This window comes from Pseudomonas sp. RIT-PI-o (genome assembly GCF_001297215.1).
GTDB classification, from domain to species: Bacteria; Pseudomonadota; Gammaproteobacteria; order Pseudomonadales; family Pseudomonadaceae; genus Aquipseudomonas; species Aquipseudomonas moraviensis_A.
This window is the reverse complement of the sequence record NZ_LHPA01000037.1, coordinates 123,259-139,889: the sequence shown is the minus strand read 5'-3', so window position 1 is coordinate 139,889 and position 16,631 is coordinate 123,259. Positions and strand designations below refer to the sequence as shown.

Below are 16,631 nucleotides of genomic sequence, written 5' to 3'. Positions count from 1 at the left end.
GGGGATATTGGGGAGAAACGCCGACGTGCAAGATTGGCACCGAATCCATAATCGATAAGGTCTTTCAGGTCGATGTAACACGCCAGACACCGCGGTCGGCCCCCTCTCCCTCTGGGAGAGGGCTGGGGTGAGGGCTTTCGAGCTCAAGCCCGGATCAAACATCCAGCGCAAAATTCAGCCGAAACTGCTGGGGCGTCACGCCCAAGCGCCGGTTGAACACACTGCGCATATGCTGCGCATCCCGAAACCCGCACTGATACGCCACGGTTTTCAACGGCGCCGTGGTGCTTTCCAGCATGACCCGCGCTGCGTCCACCCGCGCCCGTTCGACGAATTCCGCCGGGGTCACTTTGGCTTCTCGCGCGAACACCCGCGAGAAATTGCGCGCACTCATGTTCGCTGCATTGGCCAGATCGGCAATCGTCAGGTCGCCGGTGAGATTGGCCAACACATACAGCTGCACCAGCGCCACCGCTGATGTCGGTTCGGCATGCGGCGTGAGGAACGGGCTGAACTGCGATTGTCCGCCCGAGCGCTGGGTGAACACCACCAGCCGTTTCGCCACACTCAGCGCCACCTCGGCACCGTGATCGCGCGCCAACAGGTACAGCGACAGATCAATGCCCGCCGTGACCCCGGCCGAGGTGTAGAGCGTGCCGTCCTCGACATACAGGCGATCCGCCTCGACCCGCGTGGTGGGGCACAACTGCGCAAGCGCCTCGGCATCGTTCCAGTGCGTGGTGACGGTGCGCCCCTCGAGCAAACCGGCGCGGGCGAGCATGAACGCGCCGTTGCAGATCGAGCCGCAACGCCGGGCGCGACCACAGGCGTCACGCAGCCAGGCGTCGAACGTCGGGCCGAAATCCATGAACGGCAATTGCGGGCCGCCAGCGACCAGCAACAGGTCGGGGCTATCGGTTGCTTCGCTGAAGTGGCAGTGGGCGTTCAGGCTCATGCCGTTGGAACAGGCCATCGGCCCGTGCTCGAGGCCGATCACTTGCAAGCGATAGTGATCCTGCGGCGCGAGGAAGCGGTTGGCTTCGGCGAACACGTCCATGGGGCCGCTGACATCCAGTGACTGCACGCCGGGGAATACCACGATGGCGACGGATTTGTTCATGGCTCAAACGTCCTCAATACCTGTGACAAACACACCAACCTGTGGGAGCGAGCCTGCTCGCGAAGAGGTCATCACACGCAACATAGCGGCCGAATGACACACCGCCTTCGCGAGCAGGCTCGCTCCCACATGGACCGGGCCTGGTCTGTTGATCGAGCCAACCTGGCCAATCCACACCCGACAAGCGAGCTTGGCACGATTTGCAGGTGCAATGGCAAGGATCGCAGCCATGACTCGATTGCTCGCCTGGCGCGCCGGGAACAGACTTTCTCCAGCAGCGCCACGACGGCGTTTTCGACGAGGAAACCGTTATGACCAGCACCATCGCCGGCATCAAGATCCCTGACAGCGCCCTCGCCCGGGCCACCACCGAATACATCCGCGACATCGAATCCGACCTGCTCTATCACCACTCGCGTCGAGTGTTTCTGTTCGGTGCCTTGAGCGGCGAGCGCCAGCAACTCGCCTACAACCCGGAGCTGCTGTACGTCGGCGCGATGTTCCATGACCTTGGTCTGGTCGCAGGCCATCGCAGCGATGACGAACGTTTCGAGGTGGACGGCGCGAATGCCGCGGCAGCGTTTCTCAAGCCGTACGGGCTGAGCGACGACGACATCGAGCAGGTGTGGCTGTCGATTGCATTGCACACCACGCCGGGCGTGCCCAAGCATCTGCGCCCGACCGTGGCACTGGTGACGGCCGGGGTGGAGATGGACGTGCTGGGCATGGACTACGCGGCCTTCAGCAGCGTGCAGCGCGAAGCCGTGGTGCATGCGCATCCACGCGGGGAGGGTTTCAAGGAGTGCATCATCTGCGCGTTCGCCGATGGCTTGCGCCATCGTCCGCAGACCACGTTCGGCAATGTGAAGACCGATGTGCTGGTGGATCAGGAGCCGGGATTCAAGCCGATGAATTTCGTCCAAGTCATCCGCCAATCTCCCTGGACTGCCTAAACCCCCTGTAGGAGTGAGCCTGCTCGCGATAGCGGAGTGTCAGCCGAATAATGCCTGGCTGACACACCGCTATCGCGAGCAGGCTCACTCCTACAGTCTGGATTTGGGTTGGCCTCGGAAATGAGACCAACCCTTCGGCTCACACAGCCTGTGGCGCAGGCGCGCGACGCGCGTCCGGTTGCTTCCACGAATCGGCAGCGCTTTCTTCGATGGCTTGCTGGATGGCTTTCTTGCGTGCTTCTTCGGCGCGGCGGCTGAAGAACCAGACGAGGAAGGTCACCAGCGACACCGCCAGCAGAATCAGGCTGGCCACCGCGTTGATCTCCGGCTTCACACCGAGCCGCACCGCCGAGAACACTTCCATCGGCAGGGTCGTCGAACCCGGGCCGGAGACGAAGCTCGCCAGCACCAGGTCATCCAGCGACAGCGCGAACGACATCATCCCGCCCGCCGCCAGCGATGGCGCGATCATCGGGATGGTGATCAGGAAGAACACCTTCCACGGCCGCGCCCCCAGGTCCATCGCCGCCTCTTCGATCGACAGGTCCAGCTCACGCAGACGCGCCGACACCACCACTGCCACATACGCCGCGCAGAACGTGGTGTGCGCAATCCAGATGGTGACGATGCCGCGTTCCTGCGGCCAGCCGATCATCTGCGCCATCGCCACAAACAGCAGCAACAGCGACAGACCGGTGATCACTTCCGGCATCACCAGTGGCGCAGTCACCAGGCCGCCGAACAGCGTGCGACCCTTGAAGTGAGTGATGCGCGTCAGCACGAACGCCGCCAGTGTACCCAGCGCCACCGCAGCAACCGCCGTGTAGCAGGCGATTTCCAGCGAGCGCAGCACCGAGCCCATCAATTGCGAGTTGTCCAGCAGGCCGACGTACCACTTGATCGACCAGCCGCCCCACACCGTTACCAGTTTCGAGGCGTTGAACGAGTAGATCACCAGGATCAGCATCGGCAGATAGATGAAGATCAGACCCAGTACCAGCATCAGGCTGGAGAAACGCAAGCGCTTCATTCTTTACCCTCCATTTCCTTCGCCTGACTGCGGTTGAACAGGATGATCGGCACAATCAGGATCGCCAGCATCACCACCGCCAGCGCGGACGCCACCGGCCAGTCGCGGTTGTTGAAGAATTCTTGCCACAGCACCTTGCCGATCATCAGGGTTTCCGGGCCGCCGAGCAGTTCTGGAATGACGAACTCGCCGACCACCGGAATGAACACCAGCATGCAGCCGGCGATGATGCCGTTCTTGGACAGCGGAATGGTGATCTTCCAGAAGCTGTTGAAGGTGCTCGAACCCAGGTCAGACGCGGCTTCCAGCAGGCTCTGGTCATGCTTCACCAGGTTGGCGTACAGCGGCAGGATCATGAATGGCAGATAGGAATAGACCACACCGATGTACACGGCGAGGTTGGTGTTGAGGATCTGCAGCGGCTCGTCGATCAGGCCCATGCTCATCAGGAAACCGTTGAGCAGGCCGTTGTTGCTCAGAATACCCATCCACGCGTAGACGCGGATCAGGATCGCGGTCCAGGTCGGCATCATGATCAGCAGCACCAGCACCGTTTGCAGCTCTTTGCGCGCGCTGGCGATGGCGTAGGCCATCGGATAACCGATCAGCAGGCAGAGCACGGTGCTGATAAAGGCCATTTTCAGCGAGCCGAGGTAGGCGGCGATGTACAGCTCGTCGTCGCCGAGCATCGCGTAGTTGCCCAGGTTCAGCAGCAGTTGCAGCTTCTGCTCGGCGTAGGTGTAGATCTCGGTGTACGGCGGAATCGCCACGTCGGCTTCGGCGAAGCTGATCTTCAGAACGATGAAGAACGGCAGCATGAAGAACAGGAACAGCCAGATGAACGGCACCCCGATGACCAGCTGCCGGCCATTGGGGATGACTCGGTTGATGCGGCGTTTGAATTTGCGCATGTTCATGAGCGAAGTACCACGCCACTGTCGTCTTCCCACCACACGTAGACCTGATCGCCCCAGGTCGGACGCGCGCCGCGACGTTCGGCGTTGGCGACAAACGACTGCACCAGTTTGCCGCTCGGCAATTCGACGTAGAACACCGAATGCCCGCCCAGATAGGCGATGTCGTGGACCTTGCCGCTCGACCAGTTGTACTCGCAGGTCGGTTGATCGGCGGTGACCAGCAGCTTCTCCGGGCGGATCGCGTAGGTGACCGACTTGTCCTGCACCGAGGTGCTGATACCGTGGCCGACGTAGATCTGCCGGTCGAGGTCCTTGCAAGTGATGGTCGCGTGGCCTTCGGCGTCGTCGATGACTTCACCTTCGAAGATGTTGACGTTACCGATGAATTCACAGACCAGACGGCTGGTCGGGGTTTCGTAGATGTCGATCGGGCTGCCGATCTGCGCGATCCAGCCCAGGTGCATGATCGCGATGCGCTCGGCCATGGTCATGGCCTCTTCCTGGTCGTGGGTCACCATCACGCAGGTCACGCCGACGCGCTCGATGATTTCCACTAGTTCCAGCTGCATCTGCGAGCGCAGTTTCTTGTCCAGCGCGCCCATCGGCTCGTCGAGCAGCAGCAGCTTCGGCCGCTTGGCCAGCGAACGGGCCAGGGCCACGCGCTGACGCTGACCGCCGGACAGTTGATGCGGCTTGCGCTTGGCGTACTGGCTCATCTGCACCAGCTTGAGCATCTCGGCCACACGTGCGTCGATCTCGGCCTTGGGAATCTTGTCCTGCTGCAGGCCGAAGGCGATGTTCTGCGCCACGGTCATGTGCGGGAACAGGGCGTAGGACTGGAACATCATGTTGATCGGACGGTCGTACGGCGGCATGTCGGTGATGTCGACGCCGTCGAGGAAAATCCGCCCTTCCGTGGGCCGTTCGAAGCCTGCCAGCATCCTCAGCAAGGTGGATTTGCCCGATCCCGAACCGCCGAGCAGGGCGAAGATCTCACCCTTCTTGATTTCCAGGGACACGTCGTCCACGGCAATCGTCTCGTCGAACTTCTTCGTGACCCGGTCGATTTTGACCAGCACCTGTTTCGGTGTCTGGTCGCCCTCGAGGGCTTTCTTGTAGGCGCCGGAGGCAACTGCCATTTACGAAACTCCCAACAGAAGCAGCAGTTCGCCACGCAAGACGAACCCTGGATAGTTTGTGCGTTATTTGCCCGACTTGACCTTGGTCCAGCTGCGGGTCATCAAACGCTGAATATTGGCTGGCAACTCGGTCGACACGTAGGTCTTGTCGAGGACGGCTTGCGGTGGGTAAACCGCTTCATCGGTGCGAATGGATTGTTCCATCAGCTTGTCCGAACCCGGATTGGGGTTGGCGTAACCGACGTAATCACTGACCTGGGCAATCACCTCAGGTTTCAGCAAATAATTGATGAAGGCGTGGGCTTCCTTGACGTTGGACGAATCCTTGGGGATCGCCAGCATGTCGAACCATAGCGCGCCGCCCTCTTTCGGAATCGAGTAGGCGATGTTGACGCCCTTCTTGGCTTCCTCGGCACGGTTCTTCGCCTGGAAGATGTCGCCGGAGAAACCGATCGCCACGCAGATGTCGCCGTTGGCCAGGTCGCCGATGTACTTCGAGGAGTGGAAATAGGTCACATAAGGACGCACCGCGAGCAGCTTGGCGGTGGCTTTTTCGTAGTCCTTGGTATTGGTGCTGTTGGCGTTCAGGCCCAGGTAATTAAGCATGGTCGGCATCATTTCATCTGCCGAATCGAGGAACGCGACGCCACAGCTGTGCAGTTTCTTGATGTTTTCCGGTTCGAACAGCACGGCCCAGGAGTCGATCCTGTCGATGCCGAGCACGGCTTTGACCTTGTCGACGTTGTAGCCAATGCCGTTGGTGCCCCACAGATACGGCACGGCGTAGAGGTTGCCCGGATCGTTCTGCTCCAGACGCTTGAGCAGCGCCGGGTCGAGGTTGGAATAATTCGGCAACTGGGTCTTGTCGAGCTTCTGGAACGCGCCCGCCTTGATCTGCTTGCCGAGGAAGTGGTTCGACGGCACGACCACGTCGTAACCGGTGCGCCCGGCGAGCAGCTTGCCTTCCAGGGTTTCGTTGGAATCGAAAACGTCGTAGACCGGTTTGATTCCGGTCTCTTTCTCGAAGTCGGCCAGGGTCGATTCGCCGATGTAATCGGACCAGTTATAAATATGCACCGTACCGGCGGCGTGGGCTCCGACAGCGATGGTCAGGCCGGCAGCGGCCAGCAGGGCTTTGCGCAAAGAAGAAAATACAGGCAAGTGGAGGTCCTCTAGATTGATTGGGCCCAAGTTGCCCCCGCGCTGCATGACAGCCATGGCTGCCCGACAACAAAACCGGCGCGCAACTTACCTTCGAAAAACCGATCCAGCAAAACTTTCTGTCATTTAATTATCCGCTGGCCGCCGTCGCGGCGACGACGGCCAGTGGTTGTGGCGACAAACCGGCTTATTTGCCCGATTTGATCTTGGTCCAGCTGCGAGTGATCAGACGCAGTGTCGCGGCGTCCAGATCGCTGATCGCATAGAGCTGCTTCTTCACTTCAGCCGACGGATAGATGCTCGGGTCGCTGGTGATGTCCTTGTCCACCAGAGGCGTCGCGGCCTTGTTGCCGTTCGGGAAACGCACGGCGTTGGTGATGCCGGCCATCACTTGCGGCTCCAGCAGGTAGTTCATGAACTTGTAGGCGGCTTCGACGTTTTCGGCATCCTTGGGAATGGCGACCATGTCGTAGAAAGTACCAGCGCCTTCTTTCGGAATGGTGTAGGCCAGTTTGACCTTGTCACCGGCTTCCTGAGCGCGGGTCTTGGATTGCTCCAGGTCACCCGAGTAACCGACGGCGACGCAGATGTTGCCGTTGGCCAGGTCCGAGATGTACTTGGACGAGTGGAAGTAGGCAACCGAAGGACGGATCTTCAGGAACAGGTCTTCGGCGGCTTTGAGGTCAGCCTTGTCCTTGCTGTTGGTCGGCTTGCCCAGGTAGTGCAATGCCGCCGGAATCATTTCGGTCGGTGCATCGAGGAAGCTCACGCCGCAGCTTTTGAGTTTCTCGATGTTTTCCGGCTTGAATACCACGTCCCACGAATCGATCTTGTCGATGCCCAGCGCAGCCTTGACCTTGGCCGGGTTGTAGCCGATGCCGATCGAGCCCCACATATACGGGAAGGCGTGCTTGTTGCCCTGGTCGCTGGCGTCGCCAACAGCCTTGAGCAGGTCTTCGTCGAGGTTTTTCCAGTTCGGCAGTCTGGACTTGTCCAGCTCCTGGTAGACGCCGGCCTTGATCTGCTTGGCGAGGAAGTTGTTGGAAGGCACCACGATGTCGTAACCGGATTTGCCGGCCAGCAGCTTGGCTTCCAGGGTTTCGTTACTGTCGAAGACGTCGTAGACGACTTTGATCCCGGTGGCTTTCTCGAAGTTGGCCACGGTGTCCGGCGCGATGTAGTCGGACCAGTTGTAGACGTGCAGTACCTTGTCGTCCGCGTGCACCGCACCCGCCATCATGCCCGCCATGGACAGCGCGAGCAGAGTCTTGCCAGCTAGCTTTTTACCTAATGCCTTCATGCGTCATGCTCCAAATTTTTCTTTTTTGAACCACTTTGTTCAGCGGCCGAACCCGGACAACCGGAACCGCGGCTAGTCTGGCAAGATCCGAGGCGGTCTTTCAACAAAAGACCAGCCTTTCTGACAGCTTTGAGCGAGTGCGCCGCAGCTCCCCCGCTCAAAGCCTAGCACCTAGGCCTGCAGCGCATTGAGGGTCAGGTCAAGACACTTGCGTGCTTTTGTAACCAGCTCATCGATCTCGGCTTTGCTGATCACCAGCGGCGGCGCGATGATCATGGTGTCGCCGACTGCGCGCATGATCAGGCCGTTGTCGAAGCAGAACTGCCGGCAGATCATGCCGACGCCCTTGCCTTCATAACGCTTGCGCGTGGCCTTGTCCTGCACGAGCTCGATCGCCCCCAGCAGACCGACGCCACGAACTTCACCCACCAATGGGTGATCGTTCAGCTCGCGCAGACGTTTCTGCAAATACGGTGCCGTTTCGTTGTGGGCGTTCTCGATAATTTTTTCTTCGCGCAGGATGCGGATGTTTTCCAGGCCCACCGCTGCTGCCACCGGGTGCCCGGAGTAAGTGAAACCGTGGTTGAAATCACCGCCTTCATTGAGCACGGCCACCACCGAATCACGCACGATCAGCCCGCCCATCGGGATGTAGCCGGAAGTCAGGCCCTTGGCGATGGTCATCATGTCAGGCGCAAGGTCGTAGAAATCGCTACCGAACCACTCACCGGTACGGCCGAAACCGCAGATCACTTCATCGGCGACGAAAAGGATGTCGTACTTGGCAAGGATTTCCTTGATGCGCGGCCAGTAGGTATCGGGCGGAATGATCACGCCACCGGCACCCTGGATCGGCTCGGCAATAAAGGCACCGACATTGTCGACGCCGACTTCGAGAATCTTCTCTTCCAGCTGATTGGCCGCCCAGATGCCGAACTCTTCCGGCGACATGTCGCCGCCTTCAGCGAACCAGTACGGCTGCGCGATGTGGACGATGCCCGGAATCGGCAGGTCGCCCTGCTCGTGCATGTAGGTCATGCCGCCGAGGCTCGCGCCGGCCACGGTGGAACCGTGATAACCGTTTTTGCGGCTGATGATGACTTTCTTGTTCGGCTGGCCCTTGATCGCCCAGTAGTGGCGAACCATACGCAGCATGGTGTCGTTGCCTTCGGAGCCGGAACCGGTGAAGAACACATGGTTCATGCCTTCAGGCGCGACGTCGGCGATCGACTTGGCGAGTTCCAGCGCTGGCGGGTGGGCGGTCTGGAAGAACAGGTTGTAGTACGGCAGTTCGCGCATCTGTTTGGCGGCGGCATCGGCCAGTTCATCGCGGCCGTAACCGATCGCCACGCACCACAGGCCGGCCATGCCGTCGAGGATCTTGTTGCCTTCGCTGTCCCACAGGTAAACGCCCTTGGCGTTGGTGATGATCCGCGGGCCCTTCTCTTTCAGCTGCTTGAAATCACTGAACGGGGCCAGGTGGTGATCGCTGCTCAGCGCTTGCCACTCACGGGTTTGCGGGTTGTTGCTGGTCATGCCAATTCTCCTTGTTATCGGTGAAGGCGCGACGGCTGGCCGCCGCGCCCGGCGTATCAGACGGCGAAGAGCAGGTACTCACGCTCCCAGGAACTGATCACGCGCTTGAAGTTTTCATGCTCGGCCCGCTTGACCGCGACGTAGCCGGTGATGAAGGTCTTGCCGAGGTATTTCTCGACGGTCTTGCTGTTCTCCATGCGCTCCAGCGCATCTTCGATGGTCAGCGGCAGGCGCAGGTTGCGGCGCTCGTAACCACGACCGACCACCGGCGCGCTCGGGTTGAGGCCCTCAACCATGCCGATGTAGCCGCAGAGCAGGCTCGCGGCGATCGCCAGATACGGGTTGGCATCGGCGCCCGGCAGACGGTTTTCCACGCGGCGGTTCTGCGGGCCGGCATCCGGTACGCGCAGGCCGACGGTGCGGTTCTCCTCGCCCCACTCGACGTTCACCGGTGCCGAGGTGTCCGGGAGGAAGCGGCGGAACGAGTTGACGTTCGGCGCGAACAGCGGCAACAGCTCGGGGATCAGTTTCTGCAGGCCACCGATGTGATGCAGGAACAGTTGGCTCATGGTCCCGTCTTCGTTGGAGAAGACGTTCTTGCCGGTCTGAATGTCGATGATGCTCTGATGCAGGTGCATGGCGCTGCCCGGCTCGCCGGTCATCGGCTTGGCCATGAATGTCGCGGCCACGTCGTGCTTGAGCGCGGCTTCACGCATGGTGCGCTTGAACACCAGAATCTGGTCGGCCAGCGACAGGGCGTCGCCGTGACGGAAGTTGATTTCCATCTGCGCCGTGCCGTCCTCGTGGATCAGCGTGTCGAGGTCCAGCTCCTGCAGTTCGCACCAGTCGTAGACGTCTTCGAACAGCGGGTCGAATTCGTTGGCCGCCTCAATGGAGAACGACTGCCGACCGATTTCCGGACGGCCCGAGCGGCCGATCGGCGGCTGCAACGGATAGTCGGGGTCGTCGCTGCGCTTGGTCAGGTAGAACTCCATTTCCGGCGCCACGATCGGCTGCCAGCCCTTGTCGGCATACAGCTTCAGGACTTTCTTGAGGACGTTGCGCGGCGACAGCTCGATCGGGTTGCCTTGCTTGTCGTAGGTGTCGTGGATCACCTGCGCGGTCGGCTCGATGGCCCACGGCACCAGGTACACCGCGTTCTGGTCGGGGCGGCAGATCATGTCGATGTCGGCCGGGTCGAGCAGTTCGTAATAGATGTCGTCTTCGACGTAGTCGCCGGTCACGGTCTGCAACAGCACGCTCTCCGGCAGCCGCATGCCTTTTTCGGCGATGAACTTGTTGGTCGGCGAAATCTTGCCCCGGGTGATCCCGGTCAAGTCAGCGATCATGCATTCGACTTCTGTGATCTTGCGGTCTTTCAACCAATCGGTGAGCTGGTCGAGGTTGTTACTCATAAATGCCTCTGGGCTGAGTCTCCTGACGCTATGTCAGGCAATTTTGACGCTTGGGGCGTCGCGTTAAGGGGGGCTTGCTCGCGCAGTGCCGGCTTACGCCTGGCACCGCGCATAGACAATGAAAGAGGAGCTTACCTGCCCTTTACGCTGGTGTTGCATTTCCCGTGCACTTTGCAAGCGTGCAGAATCACCAGCACGACGCTGAGCGCGGCATGGGCTTTGAGAGGGAAAGAGTTCTATAGTGGAAGGGGACGCCATAAAGCGGATGCTGTGTCCGACGTCCAGAATATCGGACGCTGCCGTTTTGCCGACTGTTGACGAGAGTATCGTCGACAGGCTGCGCGCCTTGCTGGCTGCGCTACGGACGGATTGATCGCCACTGATGTGATGAGCATGCAGACCGGACTGTTGCAAGCAGTCGGTGATGCCGATTAACGGCAGGCGAGACATGAAGCACCCCGGTATTATTGCTGTTATGGGTTTGACCGGAGCTTAGCCTTGTTCATTTTTTTACACAACACCCCCGTAAAAAATACAACACGGCCTGCTCAAGCCCGCAGTTGAGCAACGTTCAAGGTTTGAAAAAACGCCCCAAAGTGCCCCATAAATGCCCTTCAAGCGCTTTTTCGGGGCAAAAAAGGCCTCGCTTGACTTCGGCAGGCCGTTCGGGTTGACTGAAACCAGAAAAGATCAATGATTGATATTTTTAACAACAAAGGTGTTGCATCATGTCGGTACCCCCGCGTGCCGTTCAGCTTAACGAAGCGAACGCGTTCCTTAAGGAACATCCTGAGGTTCTGTACGTTGACCTTCTGATTGCGGATATGAATGGTGTGGTGCGCGGCAAGCGCATCGAACGCACCAGCCTCCACAAGGTTTACGAGAAAGGCATCAACCTGCCGGCCTCTCTATTTGCTCTGGATATCAACGGCTCCACGGTGGAAAGCACCGGTCTGGGCCTGGACATCGGCGACGCCGATCGCATCTGCTATCCGATCCCCGATACCCTGTGCAACGAGCCATGGCAGAAGCGCCCTACCGCGCAACTGTTGATGACCATGCACGAACTCGAAGGCGACCCGTTCTTCGCCGATCCCCGTGAAGTGTTGCGTCAGGTGGTGACCAAGTTCGACGAGCTCGGCCTGACCATCTGCGCCGCCTTCGAACTCGAGTTCTACCTGATCGATCAGGAAAACGTGAACGGCCGTCCGCAGCCGCCACGCTCGCCGATCTCCGGCAAACGTCCGCACTCGACTCAGGTCTACCTGATCGACGACCTCGACGAATACGTCGACTGCCTCCAGGACATTCTCGAAGGCGCCAAAGAGCAAGGCATCCCGGCCGATGCGATCGTCAAGGAAAGTGCCCCGGCGCAGTTCGAAGTGAACCTGCACCACGTCGCCGACCCGATCAAGGCCTGCGACTACGCAGTGCTGCTCAAGCGTCTGATCAAGAACATCGCCTACGACCATGAAATGGACACCACTTTCATGGCCAAGCCGTATCCGGGCCAGGCGGGCAACGGTCTGCACGTACATATTTCGATTCTGGACAAAGCCGGCAAAAACATTTTTGCCAGCGAGGATCCCGAGCAGAACGCCGCGCTGCGTCACGCGATCGGCGGTGTGCTCGAGACCCTGCCGGCGCAGATGGCTTTCCTCTGCCCGAACGTCAACTCGTATCGTCGCTTCGGCGCGCAGTTCTACGTACCGAACTCGCCGTGCTGGGGCCTGGACAACCGCACTGTGGCGATTCGCGTACCGACCGGCTCGGCCGATGCCGTGCGTATCGAACACCGCGTGGCCGGCGCCGACGCCAACCCGTACCTGCTGATGGCTTCGGTACTGGCCGGCGTGCACCACGGTCTGGTCAACCAGATCGAGCCGGGCGCACCTGTCGAAGGCAACAGCTACGAGCAGAACGAACAGAGCCTGCCGAACAACTTGCGCGATGCCCTGCGCGAGCTGGACGACAGTGAGGTGATGGCCAAGTACATCGATCCGAAGTACATCGATATCTTCGTCGCCTGCAAGGAGAGCGAGCTGGAGGAATTCGAACACTCCATCTCCGACCTTGAGTACAACTGGTATCTGCATACCGTTTAAACGGTTTGCGGTAATAAAAAGCGCTGCCGGCTATTTCAGCCGGCAGCGCTTTTTTATGCCTGATTGCTTTCCCTTTGTGGCGAGGGAGCTCGCCACAGGGATCGTATTGCATTCGGGATGGGCGCTCCGCGTACAATGCCCGCTGCCCCGCAGGAGACTTCCATGACGCGTCCCGCCACCGTTCGCAAACCCCGTGCCCGCAGTCAGGCGCGGATCGATTCGATACTCGACGCCGCGCGCACGCTGCTCGCCGCCGAGGGCGTGGCCAGCCTGTCGATCTACAGCGTCGCCGAGCGCGCGCAGATTCCGCCCTCTTCCGTGTATCACTTTTTCGCCAGCGTCCCGGCGCTGCTCGAAGCGCTGACCGCCGATGTCCACGCGGCCTTCCGCGCCTGCCTGCAAGCGCCGATCGATCATGATGCTTTGCGCGACTGGCGAGATCTGTCGCGACTGGTCGAACAGCGCATGCTCGAGATCTACGATCAGGATGCCGCCGCACGGCAATTGATTCTGGCGCAACATGGCCTGACCGAAGTGACCCAGGCTGACCGCCAGCACGATCTGGAACTGGGCGACCTGATGCACAAATTGTTCGACCAGCATTTCGAGTTGCCGAGACTGCCGGACGATGTCGATGTGTTTGCCCTGGCCATGGAACTGGGCGACCGGGTGTATGCCCGCTCGGTGCAGCAGCACGGGCAGATCACCCCGCGCATGGCCGAGGAAGGGATGCGCGTGTTTGATGCCTATATCGGCCTGTATCTACCGACGTACCTGCCGAAGAGGCATCCCTAGCGCATGCACCGACCCCTTCGCGAGCAGGCTCGCTCCCACATTTGAAATGCGCTCCCCTGTGGGAGCGAGCCTGCTCGCGAAAGTCGCGCCGCCGATTTCAAGCCAGGCACAAAAAACCCCGAAGGGCTCACACCCTCCGGGGTTGTTTTTTGTTCACCGGCTTACAACTTGGCGATCGACACCTCGGTGGATTTCACAAAGGCGATCACCTCGCTGCCGACCACCAGTTCCAGCTCCTTGACCGAACGGGTGGTGATCACCGAAGTGACGATGCCCGAAGCGGTCTGCACGTCGATTTCCGACAGCACGTCGCCGAGGACGATTTCCTTGATCGAGCCTTTGAACTGGTTGCGCACGTTGATGGCTTTGATAGTCATGGCATTGATTCCTGTCGTTTGCTTGAGTTATTGCGCCCAACGCAGTTGCGTAGGCAGGGGTGAAACGGGTTCCGGCGCCGGCGGTTCACCGGGCAGGGACAGAACACGGTTAAGCACTTCGGTTTCCAGCGCGGCGAGGCGATGCGAGCCACGCACCCGAGGGCGCGGCAGCTCGACGTGCAGGTCGAGGCCGACTTCGCCGTCCTCGATCAGGATCACCCGGTCGGCAATCGCCACCGCTTCGCTGACGTCGTGGGTCACCAGCAGCACGGTGAAGCCGTGTTGCTGCCAGAGACGCTCGATCAATTGCTGCATCTCAATGCGGGTCAGCGCATCCAGTGCACCGAGCGGTTCGTCGAGCAGCAGCAGACGCGGCTGATGGATCAGTGCGCGGGCCAGTGCAACCCGCTGCTTCTGCCCACCCGACAACGCCGCCGGCCATTCATTGGCGCGATCTGCCAGGCCAACCGCGTCCAATGCTTCAAGAGCCTTCGGACGCCAGTTGCCTTTAAGCCCGAGTCCGACGTTGTCGATGATCCTTTTCCACGGCAGCAGTCGCGCTTCCTGGAACATCAATCGCGTGTCGTCGCGCGCCTGGCTGAGTGGCGCGGAGCCGGCGAGCAGCTCGCCGCCAGTCGGCTGGTCGAGGCCGGCGAGCAAGCGCAAAAACGTGCTCTTGCCACAACCGCTACGCCCGACCACGGCGACGAATTGCCCCGCCGGAATGTGCAGATCGATGTCGCGCAGCACCTGACGCGCGCCGAAGGTTTTTTGCAGGTTGCGCACCGCCAGTGGAATCCCGCGCAGCAGGCGTGGAGGTTGTTGAGCAGTCATGCCGCACCTCCCTTGGCAACCTGATAGGCCGGGTGCCAGCGCAGCCACACGCGTTCAAGTCCACGAGCGGCAAGGTCGGCAAGTTTGCCGAGCACCGCGTAAAGCAGGATCGCCAGCACCACCACGTCGGTCTGCAAAAACTCACGGGCATTCATCGCCAGGTAGCCAATACCGGAGCTGGCCGAGATGGTTTCGGCGACAATCAGCGTCAGCCACATAAAGCCCAGGGCGAAGCGCACGCCGACCAGAATCGACGGCAGCGCCCCCGGCAGAATCCCCTGCCAGAACAGACTGAAACCGCTCAGACCATAACTGCGCGCCATCTCCACCAGCGCCGGGTCGACGTTACGGATGCCGTGATACGTGTTGAGGTAGATCGGGAACAACGTGCCCAGCGCCACCAGAAAAATCTTCGCCGACTCATCGATGCCGAACCACAGGATCACCAGCGGAATCAGCGCCAGATGCGGCACGTTGCGGATCATCTGCACCGAGGAGTCGAGCAGGCGTTCGCCCCACTTCGACAGACCGGTGATGAAACCCAATACCAGGCCAATGCTGCCGCCAATGGTGAAACCGAGTGCCGCGCGCCAGCCGCTGATCGCCAGGTGCGTCCAGATCTCGCCGCTGCGTACCAGACTGACGCCGGCCTCGATCACCGCCACCGGCGCCGGCAGAATCCGCGTCGACAACCAGCCCGCCGACACCGACAACTGCCACACCGCCAGCAGCAACACCGGCAACGCCCAAGGCGCGAGGCTGTGGATAAATTTCTTCATGGCCGCGCCTCAGCTCTGCGACGCGGCTTTGGGCAGGATGTCGTTGGCGACCATCTCACCGAACGGGCTGACATAACCGGCGCTTTTCGGCAGTTCCGGGCGCTCGACGTCGAGGTGTGGGAACAGCAGCTCGGCCACCCGATACGATTCTTCGAGGTGTGGATAACCGGAGAAGATGAAGGTGTCGATGCCCAGATCCGCGTATTCCTTGACCCGCGCCGCCACGGTCGGGCCGTCACCGACCAGCGCGGTTCCGGCACCGCCGCGCACCAGACCGACGCCGGCCCAGAGGTTCGGGCTGACTTCGAGGTTGTCGCGGCTGCCACCGTGCAGCGCGGCCATGCGTTGCTGGCCGACCGAATCGAAGCGCGCCAGCGAGGCCTGAGCACGCTGGATGGTGTCGTCGTCCAGATGCGAGATCAGGCGATCCGCCGCTTGCCAGGCTTCGGCGTTGGTTTCACGGACGATCACGTGCAGACGAATGCCGAAGCGCACGGTGCGCCCGAGCTTGGCGGCCTTGGCGCGAACCTGGGCAATCTTCTCGGCCACCGCTGCTGGCGGCTCGCCCCAGGTCAGAACCATCTCCACTTGCTCGGCGGCCAGATCCCGCGCCGCTTCCGAGGAACCGCCGAAATACAGCGGCGGACGCGGTTGCTGGATCGGCGGATAGAGCAGCTTGGCGCCCTTCACGCTGATGTGCTCGCCGTCATAATCGACGGTTTCGCCTTCCAGCACGCGGCGCCAGATGCGGGTGAATTCCACCGAGGCCTGATAGCGTTCTTCATGGTTGAGGAACAGCCCGTCACCGGCCAGTTCTTCCGGATCGCCACCGGTGACCAGATTGAACAGCGCACGCCCGCCGGACAGACGATCAAGCGTGGCGGCTTGGCGCGCCGCGACCGTCGGGGAAATGATCCCGGGGCGTAGGGCGACGAGGAATTTCAGACGCTGGGTCACCGGAATCAGTGAGGCCGCGACCAGCCATGAGTCTTCGCAGGAACGCCCGGTGGGAATCAGCACCCCGCCAAAGCCCAGACGATCCGCCGCTTGCGCGACCTGTTGCAGATAACCGTGATCAACCGCGCGGGCGCCTTCGGCGGTGCCAAGGTAATGGCCGTCGCCGTGAGTAGGCAGGAACCAGAAGATATTGAGGCTCATGGAGTGGTCTCC

Annotated in this window: 15 protein-coding genes; 3 read left to right on the top strand and 12 right to left on the bottom strand. The window is 60.9% G+C overall.

The window, feature by feature from the left end:
- Positions 1–154 precede the first annotated feature (154 nt).
- Positions 155–1,120: a GlxA family transcriptional regulator gene (locus tag AEQ63_RS21810; protein ID WP_064364706.1), complete on the bottom strand. Its 966-nt coding sequence runs from the start codon at positions 1,118–1,120 to the stop codon at positions 155–157.
- A gap of 311 nt (positions 1,121–1,431) precedes the next feature.
- Between AEQ63_RS21810 and AEQ63_RS21805 the strand changes: the two genes are divergently transcribed.
- Positions 1,432–2,073, top strand: coding sequence for an HD domain-containing protein (locus AEQ63_RS21805; RefSeq protein WP_064364705.1), 642 nt, complete (start codon positions 1,432–1,434; stop codon positions 2,071–2,073).
- Positions 2,074–2,212: 139 nt separating this feature from the next.
- On the opposite strand, the gene AEQ63_RS21800 is transcribed toward AEQ63_RS21805, so the two are convergent.
- The 7 genes from AEQ63_RS21800 to AEQ63_RS21770 all read right to left on the bottom strand — a co-directional run bounded on the left by AEQ63_RS21800 (position 2,213) and on the right by AEQ63_RS21770 (position 10,571).
- Positions 2,213–3,103, bottom strand: a complete 891-nt coding sequence (locus AEQ63_RS21800; RefSeq protein WP_064364704.1) for an ABC transporter permease subunit — start codon at positions 3,101–3,103, stop codon at positions 2,213–2,215.
- Positions 3,100–3,981, bottom strand: a complete 882-nt coding sequence (locus tag AEQ63_RS21795) for an ABC transporter permease subunit (protein WP_173867416.1) — start codon at positions 3,979–3,981, stop codon at positions 3,100–3,102. Before AEQ63_RS21795 ends, AEQ63_RS21800 begins: the two co-directional genes overlap by 4 nt.
- Before the next feature lie 35 nt (positions 3,982–4,016).
- Entirely contained in the window at positions 4,017–5,159 is a 1,143-nt protein-coding gene (locus tag AEQ63_RS21790) for an ABC transporter ATP-binding protein (protein ID WP_064364702.1), read from the bottom strand.
- Positions 5,160–5,222: 63 nt separating this feature from the next.
- Positions 5,223–6,320 (bottom strand): polyamine ABC transporter substrate-binding protein, encoded by a 1,098-nt coding sequence (locus AEQ63_RS21785; protein WP_064364767.1) that lies wholly within the window; start codon positions 6,318–6,320, stop codon positions 5,223–5,225.
- A 187-nt stretch (positions 6,321–6,507) separates the two neighbouring features.
- Positions 6,508–7,620 (bottom strand): polyamine ABC transporter substrate-binding protein, encoded by a 1,113-nt coding sequence (locus tag AEQ63_RS21780; protein ID WP_042607056.1) that lies wholly within the window; start codon positions 7,618–7,620, stop codon positions 6,508–6,510.
- A gap of 171 nt (positions 7,621–7,791) precedes the next feature.
- Positions 7,792–9,156 carry an aspartate aminotransferase family protein gene (locus AEQ63_RS21775; RefSeq protein ID WP_064364701.1) on the bottom strand — a complete coding sequence of 455 codons (1,365 nt, stop codon included), beginning with the start codon at positions 9,154–9,156 and terminating at the stop codon, positions 7,792–7,794.
- Between the two features lie 56 nt (positions 9,157–9,212).
- Positions 9,213–10,571 (bottom strand): glutamine synthetase family protein, encoded by a 1,359-nt coding sequence (locus AEQ63_RS21770; RefSeq protein ID WP_042607058.1) that lies wholly within the window; start codon positions 10,569–10,571, stop codon positions 9,213–9,215.
- A 728-nt stretch (positions 10,572–11,299) separates the two neighbouring features.
- Here AEQ63_RS21770 and AEQ63_RS21765 point away from each other — a divergent pair.
- Both AEQ63_RS21765 and AEQ63_RS21760 read left to right on the top strand, forming a co-directional pair.
- On the top strand, positions 11,300–12,676 hold the full coding sequence (locus tag AEQ63_RS21765) for a glutamine synthetase family protein (protein WP_039757469.1): 1,377 nt from the start codon (positions 11,300–11,302) through the stop codon (positions 12,674–12,676).
- A 162-nt stretch (positions 12,677–12,838) separates the two neighbouring features.
- A complete protein-coding gene (locus tag AEQ63_RS21760) occupies positions 12,839–13,471 on the top strand; it encodes a TetR/AcrR family transcriptional regulator (protein WP_064364700.1) in 633 nt (210 codons plus the stop codon).
- 161 nt (positions 13,472–13,632) lie between these two features.
- Here AEQ63_RS21760 and AEQ63_RS21755 read toward each other — a convergent pair whose 3' ends face one another.
- The 4 genes from AEQ63_RS21755 to ssuD are packed head-to-tail and all read right to left on the bottom strand — an operon-like array spanning position 13,633 to position 16,619.
- A complete protein-coding gene (locus AEQ63_RS21755; protein WP_003229256.1) occupies positions 13,633–13,848 on the bottom strand; it encodes a TOBE domain-containing protein in 216 nt (71 codons plus the stop codon).
- A gap of 27 nt (positions 13,849–13,875) precedes the next feature.
- Positions 13,876–14,682: an aliphatic sulfonates ABC transporter ATP-binding protein gene (gene ssuB, locus AEQ63_RS21750; protein WP_042607060.1), complete on the bottom strand. Its 807-nt coding sequence runs from the start codon at positions 14,680–14,682 to the stop codon at positions 13,876–13,878.
- Complete coding sequence (gene ssuC / locus AEQ63_RS21745) at positions 14,679–15,461, bottom strand: aliphatic sulfonate ABC transporter permease SsuC (protein WP_064364699.1); 783 nt, start codon at positions 15,459–15,461, stop codon at positions 14,679–14,681. Before ssuC ends, ssuB begins: the two co-directional genes overlap by 4 nt.
- A gap of 9 nt (positions 15,462–15,470) precedes the next feature.
- Positions 15,471–16,619, bottom strand: a complete 1,149-nt coding sequence (ssuD, locus tag AEQ63_RS21740; protein ID WP_064364698.1) for an FMNH2-dependent alkanesulfonate monooxygenase — start codon at positions 16,617–16,619, stop codon at positions 15,471–15,473.
- Between the last annotated feature and the right edge of the window lie 12 nt (positions 16,620–16,631).

What these genes read in the sequence shown, in the direction of transcription:
- AEQ63_RS21765 (WP_039757469.1), top strand. Translation starts at nt 11,300, where the DNA reads ATGTCGGTACCCCCGCGTGCCGTTCAGCTTAACGAAGCGAACGCGTTC.
- ssuD (WP_064364698.1), bottom strand. Translation starts at nt 16,619, where the DNA reads ATGAGCCTCAATATCTTCTGGTTCCTGCCTACTCACGGCGACGGCCAT.
- ssuC (WP_064364699.1), bottom strand. Translation starts at nt 15,461, where the DNA reads ATGAAGAAATTTATCCACAGCCTCGCGCCTTGGGCGTTGCCGGTGTTG.
- AEQ63_RS21805 (WP_064364705.1), top strand. Translation starts at nt 1,432, where the DNA reads ATGACCAGCACCATCGCCGGCATCAAGATCCCTGACAGCGCCCTCGCC.
- AEQ63_RS21775 (WP_064364701.1), bottom strand. Translation starts at nt 9,156, where the DNA reads ATGACCAGCAACAACCCGCAAACCCGTGAGTGGCAAGCGCTGAGCAGC.
- AEQ63_RS21810 (WP_064364706.1), bottom strand. Translation starts at nt 1,120, where the DNA reads ATGAACAAATCCGTCGCCATCGTGGTATTCCCCGGCGTGCAGTCACTG.
- ssuB (WP_042607060.1), bottom strand. Translation starts at nt 14,682, where the DNA reads ATGACTGCTCAACAACCTCCACGCCTGCTGCGCGGGATTCCACTGGCG.
- AEQ63_RS21770 (WP_042607058.1), bottom strand. Translation starts at nt 10,571, where the DNA reads ATGAGTAACAACCTCGACCAGCTCACCGATTGGTTGAAAGACCGCAAG.
- AEQ63_RS21755 (WP_003229256.1), bottom strand. Translation starts at nt 13,848, where the DNA reads ATGACTATCAAAGCCATCAACGTGCGCAACCAGTTCAAAGGCTCGATC.
- AEQ63_RS21800 (WP_064364704.1), bottom strand. Translation starts at nt 3,103, where the DNA reads ATGAAGCGCTTGCGTTTCTCCAGCCTGATGCTGGTACTGGGTCTGATC.
- AEQ63_RS21790 (WP_064364702.1), bottom strand. Translation starts at nt 5,159, where the DNA reads ATGGCAGTTGCCTCCGGCGCCTACAAGAAAGCCCTCGAGGGCGACCAG.
- AEQ63_RS21760 (WP_064364700.1), top strand. Translation starts at nt 12,839, where the DNA reads ATGACGCGTCCCGCCACCGTTCGCAAACCCCGTGCCCGCAGTCAGGCG.
- AEQ63_RS21780 (WP_042607056.1), bottom strand. Translation starts at nt 7,620, where the DNA reads ATGAAGGCATTAGGTAAAAAGCTAGCTGGCAAGACTCTGCTCGCGCTG.